Origin of the sequence: Leclercia tamurae, from assembly GCF_025566055.1 — a bacterium.
GTDB lineage: Bacteria > Pseudomonadota > Gammaproteobacteria > Enterobacterales > Enterobacteriaceae > Enterobacter > Enterobacter tamurae.
In genome coordinates, this window is sequence record NZ_JAMHKS010000074.1 from 94,123 (window position 1) to 112,216 (window position 18,094).

Consider the following 18,094-nt stretch of genomic DNA (forward strand, 5'->3'; position numbering starts at 1 on the left):
AACGATGCGACATAGCGTAATTTTTGCCACAGCGTTTGCCACCCTTGCCTCCACCAGCGCATTTGCTGCCGATCTGCCGGGCAAAGGCATTACCGTGCAACCGGTACAGAGCACCATCTCCGAAGAGTCGTTCCAGACCGGGCTGGTGAGCCGGGCGCTGGAGAAGCTGGGTTATACCGTCAGCAAGCCCAGCGAAGTGGATTACAACGTGGGCTATACCTCCATTGCCTCCGGCGATGCCACCTTTACGGCCGTGAACTGGCAGCCGCTGCATGACGACATGTACAGCGCGGCGGGCGGCGATAAGAAGTTCTACCGTGAAGGGACCTTTGTCTCCGGCGCAGCGCAGGGCTACCTGATCGACAAGAAAACCGCCGATCAGTACCACATCACCAACATCGAACAGCTGAAGGATCCGAAGATCGCTAAACTGTTCGATACCAACGGTGACGGCAAAGCCGACATGATGGGCTGCTCCCCGGGCTGGGGCTGCGAGGCAGTGATTAACCACCAGAACAAAGCCTTCGACCTGGCGAAAACCGTCGACGTCAGCCACGGCAACTATTCGGCGATGATGGCCGACACCATCGCCCGCTTTAAGGAAGGCAAGCCGGTCATCTATTACACCTGGACGCCGTACTGGGTGAGCGACGTGCTGAAGCCGGGTAAAGATGTGGTCTGGCTGCAAGTGCCGTTCTCCTCCCTGCCGGGCGAGCAGAAAGAGATCGACACCAAACTGCCTAACGGCATGAACTACGGTTTCCCGGTCAACACCATGCACATCGTGGCCAACAAAGCCTGGGCTGAGAAGAACCCGGCAGCGGCGAAGCTGTTCTCGGTAATGAAGCTGCCGCTGGCGGATATCAACGCCCAGAACGCGATGATGCACGCGGGCAAATCCTCGGAAGCCGATGTCCAGGGTCACGTTGACGGCTGGATCAAAGCCCACCAGCAGCAGTTTGATGCGTGGGTGAATGAGGCGCTGGCTGCGCAGAAGTAAGTACTTGCTGATTCCCCTCTCGTGCAGCGAGAGGGGACCAGACCGCACAATCCATCACTCAACAACTCCCCTCCTTTCTCCTTCATCCGTTATTATGGTTTCTGAAAAAATAATCACTCAACTAATGATTTCAAAAACCTGATGACAAAAAATAATCAAGGGCTTAGCCCTGCTCTCATTCTGCTGATGTCAGTGGCAACCGGTCTGGCCGTCGCCAGTAACTATTACGCTCAGCCGCTGCTGGAAACCATCGCTCGCAACTTTTCACTGTCTGCCAGCTCGGCCGGTTTTATCGTTACCGCCGCTCAGCTGGGGTATGCCGTGGGCCTGCTGTTCCTCGTCCCGCTGGGGGATATGTTCGAGCGCCGGACGATGATTGTCTCCATGACCCTGCTGGCCGCTGGCGGGATGCTGATCACCGCCTCCAGCCAGTCGCTGGCAATGATGATCGTCGGTACCGCCCTGACCGGACTGTTCTCGGTGGTGGCGCAAATTTTAGTCCCGCTCGCCGCCACTCTCGCCTCGCCGGAAAAACGCGGCAAGGTGGTCGGGACCATTATGAGCGGCCTGCTGCTGGGGATTTTGCTGGCGCGTACCGTGGCGGGTCTGCTGGCGGGTATCGGCGGCTGGCGCACCGTGTACTGGGTAGCGTCGGTGCTGATGGTGGTGATGGCCCTCGCCCTGTGGCGCGGCCTGCCGAAGGTGAAGTCTGAGACGCATCTTAACTATCCCCAGCTGCTGGGGTCCGTTTTCAGCCTGTTCACCCGCGATAAACTGCTGCGTACCCGGGCGCTGCTGGGCTGTTTCACCTTCGCCAACTTCAGCATCCTCTGGACGTCGATGGCCTTTCTGCTGGCCTCCCCGCCATTCAACTATTCTGAAGGGATGATCGGCCTGTTCGGCCTGGCAGGTGCTGCCGGGGCATTGGGCGCGCGTCCTGCGGGTGGTCTGGCGGACAAGGGCAAGTCGCATATCACCACTACCGTCGGGCTGGTGATGCTGCTCCTCTCCTGGGCGGCGATCTGGTACGGACATGTCTCGGTGCTGGCGCTGATTGTCGGCATCCTGGTGCTGGACCTCACCGTGCAGGGGGTGCATATCACCAACCAGACCGTGATCTACCGCGTCAAGCCGGACGCCCGTAACCGCCTCACGGCCGGGTATATGACCAGCTACTTTATCGGCGGTGCCGCCGGGTCACTGATCTCCGCCTACGCGTGGCAGCATGGCGGCTGGACGGGTGTCTGTGTGGTCGGGACGGTGATGGCGATCCTGAACCTGCTGGTGTGGTGGCGCGGCTACCATCGTCAGGAAGCTATTCAATAAGGTTTAGATAAGTTTGGGGCTCCTCAGGGTGTTAAGGAGCCCCTCAGTCTGATATGGTGGCGCAATCATTTATTCCGGAAATTTTTATGTGGGAAATATATTTGAATACCGCATGAATAGCTTACGCCCGAAGTCCCATCCCCGTTTTGCCAGTGCAATCCCCTCTTTTCTGTGCTTACCGGGTCACGGATCTACCCGGCTCTTGATGATGGTGAAATTTGTCTAATCAATTTTAGCCGCACAAATAATTCATTTACATTATTTGTCACTATCGTTACTATATCGGCTGTAATTAATGAGGTTATGCCCAAATGGATAGTTCGTTTACGCCCATTGAACAAATGCTTAAATTTCGCGCCAGTCGCTATGCAGATTTCCCGTATCAGGAGATCCTGCTGACCCGTCTCTGCATGCACATGCAGGGCAAGCTGCTGGAAAATCGCAATAAGATGCTGAAAGCTCAAGGGATTAACGAGACGTTATTTATGGCGTTGATTACGCTGGAGTCTCAGGAGAATCACAGCATCCAGCCTTCCGAGCTGAGCTGCGCCCTGGGTTCGTCTCGTACCAATGCAACCCGTATTGCCGATGAGCTGGAAAAACGCGGCTGGATTGAACGCCGTGAAAGCGACAACGACCGCCGTTGTCTGCATCTGCAACTGACCGACAAAGGTCACGAATTCCTGCGTGAGGTGCTTCCACCTCAGCACAACTGCCTGCATCAACTCTGGTCGTCTTTAAGTGGTACCGAGAAAGAGCAGCTCGAGCATATCACCCGTAAGCTTCTCACCCGTCTGGACCAGATGGATGAAGACGGCGCTGTTCTTGAGGCGCTGCGCTAACGCGACGACACGCTCCAAAAATCCAGATTCATAAGAAAACCGACAGGCCAGCACATAATAGTGCTGGCCTTTCTGATAACAGGTCGGCTCAGCCGATGTGAAATAATAAGATCGTGGAGAAAATCATGAGCGCAAATGCGGAGAACACAACCCCGCAGCAACCGGTCAACAAGAAGAAAGGCAAACGCAAGCGCGCCCTTCTGCTGCTGACCTTGCTCTTTATTATCATTGCCGTGGCATATGGGATCTATTGGTTTTTAGTACTGCGTCATAGTGAAGAGACGGATGACGCGTACGTGGCAGGGAACCAGGTTCAGATTATGGCGCAGGTGTCGGGCAGCGTGACGAAAGTCTGGGCTGACAATACCGACTTTGTGCAAAAAGGCGACGTGCTGGTGACGCTGGATCCAACCGACGCACAGCAGGCGTTTGAAAAAGCGCAGACCGAGCTGGCCTCGAGCGTGCGTCAGACCCGTCAGCAGATGATCAACAGCAAGCAGCTGCAGGCCAACATCACCGTGCAGAAAACCGCTCTCGCCCAGGCGCAGAGCGACTTTAATCGCCGCGTTCCGCTCGGCACCGCCAACCTGATTGGCCGTGAAGAGCTGCAACACGCCCGCGATGCGGTCGCCAGCGCCCAGGCCCAGCTTGATGTCGCCATCCAACAATACAACGCCAACCAGGCGGTGGTGCTGGACACGACTCTCGATCAACAACCGGCGGTGAAACAGGCAGCGACTGAAGTGCGCAACGCCTGGCTGGCGCTGGAGCGAACCAAAATCGTCAGCCCGATGACCGGCTACGTTTCCCGTCGCTCGGTGCAACCTGGCGCGCAGATCAGTACCTCAACCCCGCTGATGGCGGTCGTGCCGGCAACGAACCTGTGGGTGGATGCTAACTTCAAAGAGACGCAGCTGGCGCATATGCGTATCGGCCAGAGCGCCACGGTGGTCAGCGATATCTACGGCGACGAGGTGAAATACACCGGTAAAGTGGTCGGCCTGGATATGGGTACCGGCAGCGCCTTCTCCCTGCTGCCTGCGCAGAACGCCACCGGGAACTGGATCAAAGTGGTTCAGCGTCTGCCGGTGCGTATCGAGCTGGACGAGAAACAGCTGGCGGACCATCCGCTGCGCATTGGCCTCTCCACGCTGGTGACGGTCGATACCGCTAACCGCGACGGTCAGATGCTGGCGAACCAGGCGCGTTCTAACCCGGCTTACGAAAGTAATGCCCGCGAGATCAGCCTTGAGCCCGTGAATAAACTGATCGATGAGATCGTGAAGGCGAACGCCGGTTAATCCAAAGGTGAGCGTTATGCAGCAGCAAAAACCGCAAAAACCGTTGGAAGGGGCGCAACTGGTCATCATGACCATTGCGCTGTCGCTGGCGACCTTCATGCAGGTGCTGGACTCCACCATCGCCAACGTGGCGATCCCGACCATCGCCGGGAACCTTGGCTCATCCCTGAGCCAGGGGACATGGGTCATCACCTCGTTCGGGGTGGCGAACGCTATCTCCATTCCGATCACCGGCTGGCTGGCAAAGCGCGTCGGAGAAGTGAAACTGTTCCTCTGGTCCACCATCGCCTTTGTGATCGCCTCCTGGGCGTGCGGGATGTCCAGCAGCCTCACCATGCTGATCTTCTTCCGCGTGATCCAGGGGATTGTTGCCGGGCCGCTGATCCCGCTGTCGCAAAGTCTGCTCCTTAACAACTATCCACCGGCCAAACGTTCCATCGCGCTGGCGCTCTGGTCGATGACGGTAATCGTCGCCCCGATCTGCGGCCCGATTCTGGGCGGCTATATCAGCGATAACTACCACTGGGGCTGGATCTTCTTTATCAACGTGCCGATTGGCGCGGTGGTGGTGTTGCTGACCCTGCAGTCGCTGCGCGGTCGCGAAACCCGCACCGAGCAACGGCGCATTGATGGCGTGGGGCTGGCGCTGCTGGTGCTGGGCATCGGCAGCCTGCAGATCATGCTCGACCGCGGGAAAGAGCTGGACTGGTTCGCCTCGCAGGAGATCATCGTCCTGACGGTGGTGGCGGTGGTGGCGTTGAGCTTCCTGATTGTCTGGGAGCTGACGGATGACAACCCGATAGTCGATCTGTCGCTATTCAAGTCGCGCAACTTCACCATAGGCTGCTTGTGTATAAGCCTTGCCTACATGCTCTACTTCGGCGCCATTGTTCTGCTGCCGCAGCTGTTGCAGGAGGTATATGGCTACACGGCCACCTGGGCGGGGCTGGCGTCGGCACCGGTCGGGATCATCCCGGTCCTGCTGTCGCCAATCATTGGTCGTTTCGCCCATAAGCTCGATATGCGTCGGCTGGTCACCTTCAGCTTCATTATGTATGCGGTGTGCTTCTACTGGCGTGCCTATACCTTTGAACCGGGCATGGATTTTGGTGCCTCCGCGTGGCCGCAGTTCATTCAGGGCTTTGCGGTGGCGTGCTTCTTTATGCCACTGACCACCATCACCCTCTCCGGCCTGCCGCCGGAACGGATGGCGGCGGCCTCCAGTCTGTCGAACTTTATGCGTACCCTGGCGGGCTCCATCGGAACCTCGATGACCACCACCATGTGGAGCAACCGCGAGTCGTTGCACCATGCGCAGCTGACGGAATCGGTGAACGTGTTCAATCCGCAGGCGCAGGAGATGTACAGCCAGCTGCAGGGGATGGGCATGTCCGAGCAGCAGGCATCAGGCTGGATTGCGCAGCAGATCACCGCGCAGGGGCTGATCATCTCGGCTAACGAGGTTTTCTGGCTGTCGGCGGGTGTGTTCATCGTGCTACTGGGACTGATCTGGTTCGCTAAACCGCCGTTCGGGGCGGGCGGTGGAGGCGGCGGCGCGCACTAAACGCCTGAAAAGAAAAACGGATCTGCATGCAGATCCGTTTTTTTATGGTCGCGATTACGATTACTTAATGCCGATAATTTTAATCGTAATGATCGAGACCGTGCCTGGCGGTACAAAGCCCGGTACGCCCGACTCACCGTAGGCTTGCTTCGCCGGAATATGCAGTTTTGCCTCTCCGCCCAGCCCCAGCTTTTTCACTACCGTCTGGAACATTGGTGGCAGATCCTTGACCCGGCTGGCGCGAACCTCTTTACTGGACATCACTTTACCGGTGCCCAGCACTTCATCAAGCTCGGTAATGATCTCACTCTGGCCCGTAATCAGTGGCGCTTCACCTTGCTGAATAATCCGGTAGATTGCACCGTCCGGCAGTCGCTTGGCACCCTTCTCATTCGCGGCCTTAGTCATGATCGCTTTGCTCTGCTTTTCGTTTTCGCTTTGCGTCGCGACAAACTGCTTTTTCTGGACCTGGTCCAGCGCGGTCAACTCCTTCGACAACGTGGCTGGCGGCAGCTGAAGCTTATTGTTCACCCTGTCGTTAAAGCCCTGCATAAAGGCAGTGAGATCGAGCTTTTTGTTCAGCCCGTCCAGCTTGCTCTTCTCACGCCCGGCCGCATCGCCATACCAGGTGCCGATGGCGTAGCTGGTCAGGGTATCTTTTGCCGCAGCCTTGTCGATCTTCATCCGCTTCGGATCGGCAACGTCTTTTCCTGCCGCAGCCTGCCCCTCTCTCAGCTTCTGGTTTTCGGCCGTCAGTGTTGCCAGGGAGGTGCTTTGAGTTTTCTGCTGTTCCTCAAGCGCTGCTTTTTGCGTTTGAAGCTGGGCCAGCTGCTTTTTCAGCTCCTCAGTCTCTTTTCCGGCAGTAGCCAACTGGGTGACCAGCGCACCGCTTTTGTCTTTCTCGCTGCCAACGTTATTTTTCTGCAGCGCCAGCAGGGATTCCTGTGAAGCGATAACTTTTTTGGCGTCCTCGAGCTGGTTCTGCGCAATCTCGGACTTAATCTTCTCATTTTTCACCAGTTTCTCCTGCTCAGCCACCCGGGTTTCCAGGGAGGCTTTTTGCAGGTTCAGCGCCGTCAGCTGCGCTTTTAAGGCATCGACCTCTTTCACTACGCCGGTGCTTTTGTCACTACTGGTTTTGAGGCTGGCCAGCTGTGCATCCAGCGCGTTCTTCTGCGCCTGCAGATCGGCTAACGCTTTGCTCAGCGCGGTGTTTTTATCCTGAGTCTCTTTCAGCGAAGCCAGCTGAGTCTCCAGTGCTTTTTTCTGCGTCTGCAGGTTGGCCAGTTCTTTAGCTTGGGCAGCACTTTTCTCATTGACGGCTTTCAGCGCAGTGAGTTGGCTATCCAGCGCCTTTTTCTGCCCCTGCAAATCGGTCAGCTCTTTGGTGAGTGTCGCGTTTTTCGCACTGGCTTCTTTCAGGGAGGCCAGTTGAGTATCCAGCGCTTTCTTCTGCGTTTGCAGATCGGTCAGCTCTTTAAGCAACTTCTCTTTTTCGCTCCCGGCGCTGCTCTTCTGCACGGTCAACAACGACTCCTGCGAAGCGAGCACTTTTTTCGCATCTTCAAGCTGGTTCTGCGCAATCTCAGACTTTGTCTTTTCGCTGCTGAACTGTTTTTCCAGTTCGGCCAGTTTTGTTTCGGCCGTGGCTTTTTTCAGGTTCAGCGTCGACAGCTGGGCTTTTAAGGCGTCGAGCTCTTTCGCCAGGTCGGTGCTCTTCTCGCTGCTCGTTTTCAGGGTAGCGAGCTGGGCATCCAGCGCTTTTTTCTGCGTCTGTAGATCGTTCAGATTTTTGGTCAGCAGTGCGTTTTGCTCACTCGCCTTATTCAGCTGCTCGACCATCTGTGCGCTTTTTTGCTTATCCCCGGTGCTGCTGGTTTTCAGGGCGGTAAGCTGCTCTTCCAGCGTCTTTTTCTGCCCCTGCAGATCGGCAAGCTGCTTGCTCAGCTCATCGCTGCGGGCGGTGGCTTTACTCAGCTGCCCGGCCAGCTCTGCGCTTTTCTTCTTGTCGTCGCCGCTGCTGGACATCAGGGCAGCCAGTTGCTGCTCCTGATCTTTTTTCTGCAATTTGAGCTCAGCCAGTTCCTTAAGCAGGGCCGCGCTCTGCTCGCTCGCTTTATTCAGCTGCTCGATCATCTGCGCACTTTTTTGCTTATCGCCGGTGCTGCTGGTTTTCAGGGCGGTCAACTGCTCTTCCAGCGTCTTTTTCTGTCCCTGCAGATCGGCAAGCTGTTTGCTCAGCTCATCACTGCGGGCGGTGGCTTTACTCAGCTGCCCGGCCAGCTCTGCGCTTTTCTTTTTATCGTCGCCGCTGCTGGACATTAGGGTAGCCAGCTGCTGCTCCTGATCTTTTTTCTGCAATTTGAGCTCAGCCAGTTCCTTAAGCAGGGCTGCGCTTTGGTCGCTCGCCTTATTCAGCTGCTCGACCATCTGTGCGCTTTTTTGCTTATCCCCGGTGCTGCTGGTTTTCAGGACGGTCAGCTGCTCTTCCAGCGTCTTTTTCTGTCCCTGCAGATCGGCAAGCTGCTTGCTCAACTCATCGATACGGGCGGTGGCTCTACTCAGCTGCCCGGCCAGCTCAGCGCTTTTCTTCTTGTCGTCACCGCTGCTGGACTGCAATACGGCAAGCTGTTTTTCAAGTATTTTTTTCTGCGTCTGGGCGTCGGCGAGTTGTTTGCTTAGCGCATCGCTGCTGGCCACGGACTTGTTCAACTGCCCGATCAGCTCGCTGCTTTTTTGCTTGTCGCCAGTACTGGAAGATTCCAGCGCTGTGAGTTGTGCTTCGACTGTTTTTTTCTGCGTCTGGACCTCGGCAAGCTGTTTATTCAACTCCTCGCTTCGGGCCATCGATTTGTTAAGCTGTGCTGATAATTCAGCATTTTTCTGTTTGAAATCGCTGTCGGTTATTTTAAGCGTTGCGAAAAGACTCTCCAACGCCAATTTCTGAGCGCTGGTATCCGGCATAGTGTTTTTCATTGCCAGCATCTGATCGTTACGCGCAGCATTACTTTGTTGTACCGCTGCTGCTTTTTCCAGATCTGCTTTTTTGTTTTCAGCGTCTGCTAATTGCTGGCTGAGCGCGGTTATTTTCTCGTTAGCATTTTGTAAATCATTATTCAGAAGCGTTAATTTCTTCTGCGCCATGATAAGACTTTGGTCATCTCTTGTCACAGCCTTGCGAGTTGGAGTTTCAGACGCTCGCGCAGGCTTCGCTTTCTGCTGCACCGGAGCGGCCATCGATGAGGAACGTTTAGTCTGAGAGGGGGTAACTTCAGGAGCAATAAAAGGATTTGCTGAATCGTTGCCGATAATTTTCTCTTTACTCAGCTGATCCAACAATTCGGTGCCTGCAGAATACGACTTCCCTGTCGACATTAATAATCCGCAGCATATTGCTGCACTAAAGTATTTATTCATAACTTGTTCATTTCATTTGCACGGTGCATCATGTTGGTATAAACAGAGTTTTTTACACGAACACAGACTAAAGAAATCTTCCTGTTTATTTCCGTTAACATCACTTCAGATGCATTCGAATCAATCAGGCTTTTATTTGCTTCATATACTTTGTAGTTTTTATTAATATTATCGAATTGCTGACGGAATGTTTCATAAGCGGCAGGATCCAGTTTCTGAAGAGCCGAGAACTCCTGGTAACACTGAACTTCCTGCTTACGCGCCTCAGGGGCTTTAGAGATGGGCTCAGCAATAGCTTTTGTTGATGATGTAGCGCTACATCCTGACAGGAAAAGAGCAGATAAAAAGACAGCAGTGCCGGTATAATAAAATTTCATATTTCCCTCTGAAAGATTCATTCTGATATAGCAGTATACTATTAACCCCTCTGCAACATGCGCAACAAAAGGGATTTGGGTGTATACGTTCACGGAATGAATATATAGCATCCACAGTTATGCCCCGCAAGCAATATAATCAGAAACGGCTGAATTCACAACAGAGTGCTATTTTTTAGGAAAATATAAAGAATTTATTTAGAGAATATTATTTCACAAAGTCAAAACGCACCCTCTGGAGACAGAGGGTGCGTTATTCAAGAACTAGATGTGCAGTTCCTGCAGCTTATCTTTTGGCAGCGCCAGCTCTTCATTGCTGTTAACGCGAACGTCACGCTCAAGAATATGACGTGCAATCTCCTGGGCTTCTTCCAGAGAGTGCATCTGGTAAGTACCGCACTGGTAAACGTTCAGCTCCGGGATCTGGTTCTGCTCTTTGACTTTCAGTACGTCTTCCATTGCCGCTTTCCACGCATCTGCGACGCGTTTCTCTTCCGGCACACCAATCAGGCTCATGTAGAAACCGGTACGACAGCCCATAGGGGAGATATCGATGATCTCAACGCCGTTACCGTTCAGGTGATCGCGCATGAAACCGGCAAACAGATGCTCCAGAGTGTGGATGCCTTTTTCGGGCATCACTTCCTGGTTCGGTACACAGAAACGCAGATCGAAGACAGTGATCGTGTCGCCGTGCGGGGTATGCATGGTCTTCGCAACGCGTACAGCAGGTGCTTCCATACGGGTATGGTCGACGGTAAAGCTATCTAATAACGGCATACGTCACCTCCGATAGTGATTTTTTTTTAAAAAAATTGAACTCTTCTTTTCAATGCGAGTCTGAATATATGAAAGACGCGCATTTGTTATCATCATCCCTGTTCTTCAGAGATGTTATTTTGGCCACAGAGATGTGGCCTTTTTCTTTTCTGTCAGGCCTGTTTCGCCAGAAACGCTGCAAACGACTCGGTATCCGCCGCTTCAATCTCACTCTGACGCACCACAGACGCATCACGCTCCGCAGCAAACTCGGCTTCGCTTAACACTTCCAGCGACTCCTGCTGCAGCATATCGCGATACTCCGCCGCAAGCGCACGACCGGTGCCACCAATCCCCTGATCAATCATAGAACGCAGAATACGCGCCGAGAATGTCAGCTCTGGATTATCAAAGCTTTCGACCAGCTTGTCGCAAACCTGCTGATACGATTCGCCACCGTACACGCTGTCCAGGGTGTGAGCGACGCGCTTCAGATCGCGGAACAGATCTTTACCCACCTGCTGCAACGGGAACTGCGCCGTCTGACAACCCATACCCAGCGTCAGGCCAGGCTTACGCCCTTCGAGGATCACCCGGTTCCAGTTGGTGCGGGTGCAAAGCAGTTCGTCAGCGCTCATCTCCGGCGCGTCGGCCAGCACGCACCAGACCATAAACAGATCGAGGAAGCGTACCTGCTGCTCATCCACACCAATCGGTGAGAACGGATTGATATCGAGGGAACGCACTTCGATGTACTCAATGCCGCCGCGCTGCAGGGCATCTGACGGCGTCTCGCCGCTGCGAGTAACACGTTTTGGACGGATCGGCGCATACAGTTCGTTTTCAATCTGCAAAACGTTGGTATTGATTTGCAGACGTTTGCCGTCTTTCTCAAGCCCGATTTCGTCGTATGCTTCCGATGGCGTTTTGATCGCCCGCTTCAATCCTGCCACATACTCGTGCAAATCGTTAAACGTAATTCCGAGATTGCTTTGCGACTTATTGGTATAACCGAGATCGCTGAGACGCAGGGAGGTGGCGTACGGCAGGTAATACATTCCGCAGTCGGTCTTCTCAAACGGCAGCGTGGTCGGTTTGCCCTGCAGGAAAGAGGAGCAAATCGCTGGTGACGCACCGAATAGATACGGAATGACCCAGCCAAAGCGATAGTAGTTACGGATCAGGCGGAAATAGCCCGCAGAGATCGCCTCTTTGTCCGTCTCGCCGCACTTCGCCTGCCAGAATGCCATCGGCAGCGAGAAGTTATAGTGCACGCCAGAGATCGTCTGCATCAGCGCGCCGTAGCGGTTTTTCAACCCTTCGCGATAAAGCGTTTTCAGACGACCAATGTTAGACGTGCCGTACTGCGCCAGTTCGATGTCCTGGCCCTGCTCGATATAGCAAGGCATGCTGAGTGGCCACATACGCTCGTCACCCAGATTGCGGGCGCTGTAGCGGTGGATATCACGCATGATCTTCAGCATATGGTCAATATCGCCATCGACCGGCGTAATGAACTCAAGCAGCGCTTCAGCGAAATCAGTAGTGATCCATTTATGGGTCAGCGCCGAACCCAACGCCTGTGGATGGCCCGTCGTTGCAAGACTGCCATCCGCGTTTACGCGCAGCGTTTCGCGCTCAAGACCACGCTGAATACCCTTCAGAGCCTGAGGGTGGTTTTCCAGCCAGGCCAGTGCCTGTGATACGTCCGGGATCAATTCGACCTCCCGCCTGTCAAAATCATTTTATTTAGCATAATTGTAATGGTTCATGGTCACAAACAGTCCAATTAGTGCCACCACGTCATGCCCTGCAAAGTCACAATCGCTACAAGAACGTAGCGCAACGCCTTGCCAAGGCATAAAAAAAAGAGCACGGGCCCCCAGGAGATGCGCATCCATCCCGCCAGCAGGCACAGTAAATCACCGATTACCGGCATCCAGCTTAATAAAAGCGTGGCAGCGCCATAGCGTTTTAGCCAGCCGACTGCCTTTTCCTGCCAACGCGACGTTTTGCGTAGCGGAAAGAATCGCCCAAGAATAACGTTAGTCAGCCCTCCAAAGCTATTACCCATTGTTGCTATTAACACCAGCAACCAGGGCTGACTTACGCCGGACAAGAGCATCGCCACCAACACCACTTCCGAATTTCCCGGCAAGAGCGTGGCGCTTAAAAAACTGCTGGCGAATAGTGAGGTCAGTGACAGCAGGTCACTCACAGTAAGCGAACGTCCACTGCGTCCATGCCGGCAGCGTGTGCTGCCTGAATACCGAAGTCGGCATCTTCAAACACGACGCACTTCGCGGCGGGCACACCCATCAGTTCTGCGCACAGCAGGAAGGTGTCCGGGGCGGGCTTGTGGTTTTTAACATGATCGGCGGCGACTACGGCAGAAAAATAGTGGCGCAGACCAAGGTGGTTGAGTAGTGCTTCTGCGACCGCGTGCTCACTGCCCGTCCCGACCGACATCGGACGACGTCCGTGCCACTCTTTTACCACCTCAATTAATGGCAAAGGGCGCACGGTATCTAACAGCATCGCTTTTACCGCATCGGTTTTTTCACGCGCGAGCAGATGGGGGTCGAGATCGGCCTGATTCAGTTCAATCACGGCCTGCGCAATACGCCAGGTGGGGGATCCGTTGAGGGCAATCATGGCCTGTAAGTCGAAACGCATTCCGTAACGGCCGAGGACATCAGTCCAGGCTTTACGATGCGTTGGCTCGGTGTCCAGGATGGTGCCATCCATATCGAAGATCAAACCGTCATACTGTGCGTACATCGTGCTCTCGCAGAAGGATTACAAAACGTTACTTTAACGTAAACAAGGGGTTTTGTCGCTGACAGAGAAGATGATTGCTGACGGAACGTCGAAGGAATAAACAATGAGGGAGAAGATGGTGCATCCGGGAGGATTCGAACCTCCGACCGCTCGGTTCGTAGCCGAGTACTCTATCCAGCTGAGCTACGGATGCATCAGGGTACTTCTGTAGAAAATAGTAAATGGTGCATCCGGGAGGATTCGAACCTCCGACCGCTCGGTTCGTAGCCGAGTACTCTATCCAGCTGAGCTACGGATGCATCAGGATACTGCTTTTGACATAGTAAATGGTGCATCCGGGAGGATTCGAACCTCCGACCGCTCGGTTCGTAGCCGAGTACTCTATCCAGCTGAGCTACGGATGCATCGGGATTTACTACTGTACTACTCGATATTCATATCACTTCGAAAGCAATATGAAGCAAAGGATGGTGCATCCGGGAGGATTCGAACCTCCGACCGCTCGGTTCGTAGCCGAGTACTCTATCCAGCTGAGCTACGGATGCAAAATGGCGGTGAGGCGGGGATTCGAACCCCGGATGCAGCTTTTGACCGCATACTCCCTTAGCAGGGGAGCGCCTTCAGCCTCTCGGCCACCTCACCACACAACGCCTCTTTCGAGTGCTTCGAGTAACTCGTTAAGAGCTTCTCGTCGCTGCGTGGCGCATATATTACTTTCTGGGACTTATAAGTCAAACCTTTTTCCACGCTCTTTTTTCGTTTGCACAAATCACAGTCAATTCGCATGTAAAACCCGCAAAGAGGGTGTTTTATAAACGGATTTTGCAGGCCTGCTGGCAGTTATGTGTAGGTATAAAAAGGATGTCGGACAGAGAAAGGGTGTGACAGGAGGTTAAAAAGGGAGCAGTTGAAATCGAACGGTAACTTTTGACAAGGAATATATCGGGAGGGTTGCGTCTCGCCAGACAGCGAGACGCGATAATATCAGTAACTGGACTGCTGGGATTTTTCAGCCTGGATACGCTGGTAGATCTCTTCACGATGAACAGAGACTTCTTTAGGGGCGTTCACACCAATACGTACCTGGTTGCCCTTCACCCCTAAAACTGTCACGGTGACCTCATCCCCAATCATGAGGGTCTCACCAACTCGACGAGTCAGAATCAGCATTCTTTGCTCCTTGAAAGATTAAAAGAGTCGGGTCTCTTGTATCCCGGCATTATCCATCATATAACGCCAAAAAGTAAGCGATGACAAACACGTAATGTGTCGGTAGTCATGGCATCACAATCTGTTAAACGTAAGTTTAGCCGATATACACAAACTCAACCTGACTTTATCATTATCGATAGCGTAGAGCGCAGTACGCCATAACGGTGGCGTTATGGCGTCTGTGTACGCTTTGTAATTATTACAGTTTCGAACTTACCCAGCTTTCAACACTGGCCAGTGCCGCTGGAAGGGCTGCTGCGTCTGTACCACCGGCTTGCGCCATGTCCGGACGACCACCGCCTTTACCGCCCACTTGCTGGGCGACCATACCAATCAGTTCCCCTGCTTTCACACGGTCGATCACGTCCTTAGAAACGCCCGCAATCAGAGAAACCTTACCTTCCGCTACCGTCGCCAGAACGATGATGGTTGAACCAAGCTGGTTCTTCAGATCGTCGACCATGGTACGAAGCATTTTCGGCTCAACGCCCGTCAGCTCGCTGACCAGCAGTTTGACACCGTTAATCTCAACCGCTTTGCTGGAGAGGTTGGCGCTCTCGGCAACGGCGGCCTGCTCTTTCAGCTGCTGCAGCTCTTTTTCCAGCTGGCGGGTACGTTCCATCACGCTGCGCACTTTCTCGCCCAGGTTCTGGCTGTCGCCTTTCAGCAGTTGAGCGATGTCGTGCAGCTGATCGCTCTGCGCATGCAGAATCGCAATCGCGCCTTCACCGGTGACCGCTTCGATACGACGCACACCTGCCGCGGTACCGGATTCAGACACGATGCGGAACAGACCGATGTCACCCGTACGGCTGGCGTGGGTACCGCCACACAGTTCGGTAGAGAAATCGCCCATGCTCAGCACGCGTACGCGTTCGTCATACTTCTCACCGAACAGGGCCATTGCGCCTTTGTTCTTCGCCGCCTCGAGATCCATGATGTTGGTCTCGATCGGCAGGTTACGACGGATCTGGGCATTCACCAGATCTTCTACCGCACGGATTTCCGCTGGTTTCATCGCTTCGAAATGGGAAAAGTCAAAGCGCAGCACTTTGTCGTTTACCAGCGAGCCTTTCTGCGCAACGTGCGTGCCCAGTACCTGGCGCAGCGCGGCGTGCATCAGGTGCGTCGCGGAGTGGTTCAGACGGATACGTGCGCGGCGCGCTTCGTCAACGATAGCTTGAACGCCCTCGCCCACTTTCAGGGTGCCGGATGCCAGCGTGCCCTGATGACCAATCGCCTGACCGTATTTCTGCGTATCGTTCACGGTAAAGCTGAAATCACTGCCCTTCAGCTCACCTTTATCGCCAACCTGACCGCCCGATTCTGCATAGAATGGGGTTTTGTCCAGCACCACTACCGCAGTCTGGCCCGCGCTGATGCTGTCCACGGCCTTACCGTCAACAAACAGCGCAGTCACTTTGCCGTTGGTTTCTAGATGCTCGTAACCTTCGAATTCGCTGCTGCCATCAACACGGATCATCGCGTTGTAATCGGCACCAAAACCGCTGGACTCACGCGCACGACGGCGCTGTTCTTCCATGGCCGCTTCGAAGCCTGCTTCGTCAACTTTAATGTTGCGCTCGCGGCAGACGTCAGCGGTCAGGTCAACCGGGAAGCCATAGGTGTCGTACAGACGGAAGGCGGTTTCGCCATCCAGCGTATCGCCTTTCAGCTTCGACAGTTCGTCGTCCAGCAGGGCCAGACCACGCTCCAGAGTACGGGCAAACTGCTCTTCTTCGGTTTTCAGAACCTGCTCAACCTGCGCCTGCTGACGTTTCAGTTCGTCGCCAGCTGCGCCCATCACGCCAACCAGTGGCCCAACGAGTTTGTAGAAGAAGGTGTCCTTCGCGCCCAGCATGTTGCCGTGACGGATAGCACGACGAATGATACGGCGCAGCACGTAGCCACGGTTTTCATTCGATGGGATCACGCCGTCAGCAATCAGGAAGGCACAGGAGCGAATGTGGTCGGCGATAACGCGCAGGGATTTGTTACTCAGGTCGGTTGCGCCAGTCACTTCGGCAACAGACTTAATCAGGGTGCTGAACAGGTCGATGTCGTAGTTGGAGTTAACGTGTTGCAGTACGGCGGCAATACGCTCCAGACCCATACCGGTATCCACGGATGGTTTCGGCAGCGGCTCCATGGTGCCGTCGATCTGACGGTTGAACTGCATGAAGACGATGTTCCAGATCTCGATATAACGGTCGCCATCTTCTTCTGCGCTACCCGGAGGGCCGCCCCAGATGTGATCGCCATGATCGTAGAAGATTTCGGTACACGGACCGCATGGGCCGGTATCGCCCATCTGCCAGAAGTTGTCAGACGCGTACGGTGCGCCTTTGTTATCGCCGATGCGAATAATGCGTTCGCGCGGGATACCCACTTCTTTTTCCCAAATTTCATAGGCTTCGTCATCGGTTTCGTAGACGGTAACCCACAGACGCTCTTTCGGCAGGTTGAACCAGTTTTCACCGGTCAGCAGTTCCCATGCGTACTGGATAGCATCATTTTTGAAATAGTCGCCGAAGCTGAAGTTACCCAGCATTTCGAAGAAGGTGTGGTGACGTGCGGTGTAACCGACGTTTTCCAGATCGTTATGTTTACCGCCCGCACGCACGCAGCGCTGCGAGGTGGTTGCGCGAGAATAATTACGCTTGTCGAGACCAAGGAAAACATCCTTGAACTGGTTCATCCCGGCGTTGGTAAACAGTAAAGTTGGATCGTTGTTCGGCACCAGGGAGCTGCTGGCAACAACCTGGTGACCCTTACTATGGAAAAAATCGAGAAACGCCTGACGGATCTCAGCGGTGCTCTTGCTCATAATTATCCTGAAATCAAGCTAAAGAAATGTCACAGCCGGTCACTACACAACCGTTGTTGGACGGACCAGCTACTGAAAAAAGTGGGAATAAGATAAGTTTTCTTTAGAGGGAAGTAAAATCCCGCATGCGTTCAATCGGTAAAATTACGCCAGATATCCTGAATATCCTCCATCAGGAAGCCACGATAGAGCAAAAAGCGCTGGATTTTGACTTTTTCTGAAAACTCACGTGGCAACGGTTCACCATACTTCCGCACGGCCTGCTCCCGAGCCAGCTCGCACCAGTCAATCTCGCATTCACGCATCGCCTTTTCGCTGGTTTCGCGGGCAATGCCTTTTTGATTAAGCTCCTGGCGGATGCGCGCCGGGCCGTAACCTTTCCGGCTGCGGCTGGCGATGAAGCGTGCGACAAAACGGGTATCGTCCAGATAGCTGTGTTCATAGCACCAGGCGACCACCCGATCGTAATCTTCTGCCGTGGCATCGATGGCTTCTGGCCCGTTTTTGCTCATCACCGGCGCGGCGAGTTTGCGGCGAAGCTCCTGCTCGCTGTGGTCGCGAACGGCAAGGATGCGCACCGCGCGATCTAACAGACGGTTATAAGCAGGACGACGCGTTGTGGATTCATTCATAGATAAACCTCCTGCTGCAGTGAAAAACAAAAAGCAAAAGGGCCGCATTAAGCGGC

Annotated in this window: 14 protein-coding genes and 5 tRNA genes; 5 read left to right on the forward strand and 14 right to left on the reverse strand. The window is 54.2% G+C overall.

The features are described 5' to 3' along the window. Positions 1-4: 4 nt before the first annotated feature. The 5 genes from proX (at position 5) to emrB (ending at position 6,033) form a co-directional block, all read left to right on the forward strand. Positions 5-1,000 (forward strand): glycine betaine/L-proline ABC transporter substrate-binding protein ProX, encoded by a 996-nt coding sequence (gene proX / locus M8318_RS13525; protein WP_262663176.1) that lies wholly within the window; start codon positions 5-7, stop codon positions 998-1,000. A 141-nt stretch (positions 1,001-1,141) separates the two neighbouring features. Continuing rightward, positions 1,142-2,326 carry an MFS transporter gene (locus M8318_RS13530; RefSeq protein WP_262663177.1) on the forward strand — a complete coding sequence of 395 codons (1,185 nt, stop codon included), beginning with the start codon at positions 1,142-1,144 and terminating at the stop codon, positions 2,324-2,326. A gap of 311 nt (positions 2,327-2,637) precedes the next feature. Further along, on the forward strand, positions 2,638-3,168 hold the full coding sequence (gene mprA / locus M8318_RS13535) for a transcriptional repressor MprA (RefSeq protein WP_106994521.1): 531 nt from the start codon (positions 2,638-2,640) through the stop codon (positions 3,166-3,168). Between the two features lie 125 nt (positions 3,169-3,293). Further along, entirely contained in the window at positions 3,294-4,469 is a 1,176-nt protein-coding gene (gene emrA, locus M8318_RS13540; RefSeq protein WP_106994520.1) for a multidrug efflux MFS transporter periplasmic adaptor subunit EmrA, read from the forward strand. Positions 4,470-4,485: 16 nt separating this feature from the next. After that, positions 4,486-6,033, forward strand: a complete 1,548-nt coding sequence (gene emrB / locus M8318_RS13545; RefSeq protein WP_262663178.1) for a multidrug efflux MFS transporter permease subunit EmrB — start codon at positions 4,486-4,488, stop codon at positions 6,031-6,033. A gap of 60 nt (positions 6,034-6,093) precedes the next feature. Here the strand turns inward: emrB and M8318_RS13550 are convergent, their stop codons facing one another. From M8318_RS13550 to recX, 14 genes are all read right to left on the reverse strand, one after another. Beyond that, on the reverse strand, positions 6,094-9,177 hold the full coding sequence (locus M8318_RS13550; RefSeq protein WP_262663179.1) for an FKBP-type peptidyl-prolyl cis-trans isomerase N-terminal domain-containing protein: 3,084 nt from the start codon (positions 9,175-9,177) through the stop codon (positions 6,094-6,096). A gap of 269 nt (positions 9,178-9,446) precedes the next feature. Further along, positions 9,447-9,827, reverse strand: a complete 381-nt coding sequence (locus M8318_RS13555; RefSeq protein ID WP_262663180.1) for a hypothetical protein — start codon at positions 9,825-9,827, stop codon at positions 9,447-9,449. Positions 9,828-10,091: 264 nt separating this feature from the next. Beyond that, complete coding sequence (gene luxS / locus M8318_RS13560; protein WP_106994516.1) at positions 10,092-10,607, reverse strand: S-ribosylhomocysteine lyase; 516 nt, start codon at positions 10,605-10,607, stop codon at positions 10,092-10,094. Between the two features lie 152 nt (positions 10,608-10,759). Continuing rightward, positions 10,760-12,304: a glutamate--cysteine ligase gene (gene gshA / locus M8318_RS13565; RefSeq protein ID WP_262663181.1), complete on the reverse strand. Its 1,545-nt coding sequence runs from the start codon at positions 12,302-12,304 to the stop codon at positions 10,760-10,762. 71 nt (positions 12,305-12,375) lie between these two features. After that, a complete protein-coding gene (locus M8318_RS13570) occupies positions 12,376-12,804 on the reverse strand; it encodes a YqaA family protein (RefSeq protein ID WP_262663182.1) in 429 nt (142 codons plus the stop codon). Next, positions 12,801-13,367: a fructose-1-phosphate/6-phosphogluconate phosphatase gene (gene yqaB / locus M8318_RS13575; RefSeq protein WP_262663183.1), complete on the reverse strand. Its 567-nt coding sequence runs from the start codon at positions 13,365-13,367 to the stop codon at positions 12,801-12,803. The genes M8318_RS13570 and yqaB overlap by 4 nt, the downstream gene beginning before the upstream one ends. 116 nt (positions 13,368-13,483) lie before the next feature. Next, positions 13,484-13,560 (reverse strand) — tRNA-Arg (locus M8318_RS13580). A gap of 29 nt (positions 13,561-13,589) precedes the next feature. Beyond that, positions 13,590-13,666: transfer RNA gene (locus M8318_RS13585), tRNA-Arg, on the reverse strand. Positions 13,667-13,694: 28 nt separating this feature from the next. Continuing rightward, positions 13,695-13,771 (reverse strand) — tRNA-Arg (locus tag M8318_RS13590). A 64-nt stretch (positions 13,772-13,835) separates the two neighbouring features. Further along, positions 13,836-13,912 (reverse strand) — tRNA-Arg (locus M8318_RS13595). 4 nt (positions 13,913-13,916) lie between these two features. Beyond that, positions 13,917-14,009 (reverse strand) — tRNA-Ser (locus tag M8318_RS13600). A 342-nt stretch (positions 14,010-14,351) separates the two neighbouring features. Next, the gene (csrA, locus tag M8318_RS13605; protein WP_000906486.1) at positions 14,352-14,537 is read right to left on the reverse strand and encodes a carbon storage regulator CsrA; all 186 of its coding nucleotides are present in this window, start codon (positions 14,535-14,537) and stop codon (positions 14,352-14,354) included. 241 nt (positions 14,538-14,778) lie between these two features. Then, positions 14,779-17,406: an alanine--tRNA ligase gene (gene alaS / locus M8318_RS13610; RefSeq protein WP_262663184.1), complete on the reverse strand. Its 2,628-nt coding sequence runs from the start codon at positions 17,404-17,406 to the stop codon at positions 14,779-14,781. Between the two features lie 131 nt (positions 17,407-17,537). Continuing rightward, entirely contained in the window at positions 17,538-18,038 is a 501-nt protein-coding gene (gene recX, locus M8318_RS13615; protein ID WP_262663185.1) for a recombination regulator RecX, read from the reverse strand. Between the last annotated feature and the right edge of the window lie 56 nt (positions 18,039-18,094).

What these genes read in the sequence shown, in the direction of transcription:
- proX (WP_262663176.1), top strand. Translation starts at nt 5, where the DNA reads ATGCGACATAGCGTAATTTTTGCCACAGCGTTTGCCACCCTTGCCTCC.
- M8318_RS13530 (WP_262663177.1), top strand. Translation starts at nt 1,142, where the DNA reads ATGACAAAAAATAATCAAGGGCTTAGCCCTGCTCTCATTCTGCTGATG.
- mprA (WP_106994521.1), top strand. Translation starts at nt 2,638, where the DNA reads ATGGATAGTTCGTTTACGCCCATTGAACAAATGCTTAAATTTCGCGCC.
- emrA (WP_106994520.1), top strand. Translation starts at nt 3,294, where the DNA reads ATGAGCGCAAATGCGGAGAACACAACCCCGCAGCAACCGGTCAACAAG.
- emrB (WP_262663178.1), top strand. Translation starts at nt 4,486, where the DNA reads ATGCAGCAGCAAAAACCGCAAAAACCGTTGGAAGGGGCGCAACTGGTC.
- M8318_RS13550 (WP_262663179.1), bottom strand. Translation starts at nt 9,177, where the DNA reads ATGGCGCAGAAGAAATTAACGCTTCTGAATAATGATTTACAAAATGCT.
- M8318_RS13555 (WP_262663180.1), bottom strand. Translation starts at nt 9,827, where the DNA reads ATGAAATTTTATTATACCGGCACTGCTGTCTTTTTATCTGCTCTTTTC.
- luxS (WP_106994516.1), bottom strand. Translation starts at nt 10,607, where the DNA reads ATGCCGTTATTAGATAGCTTTACCGTCGACCATACCCGTATGGAAGCA.
- yqaB (WP_262663183.1), bottom strand. Translation starts at nt 13,367, where the DNA reads ATGTACGCACAGTATGACGGTTTGATCTTCGATATGGATGGCACCATC.
- csrA (WP_000906486.1), bottom strand. Translation starts at nt 14,537, where the DNA reads ATGCTGATTCTGACTCGTCGAGTTGGTGAGACCCTCATGATTGGGGAT.
- alaS (WP_262663184.1), bottom strand. Translation starts at nt 17,406, where the DNA reads ATGAGCAAGAGCACCGCTGAGATCCGTCAGGCGTTTCTCGATTTTTTC.
- recX (WP_262663185.1), bottom strand. Translation starts at nt 18,038, where the DNA reads ATGAATGAATCCACAACGCGTCGTCCTGCTTATAACCGTCTGTTAGAT.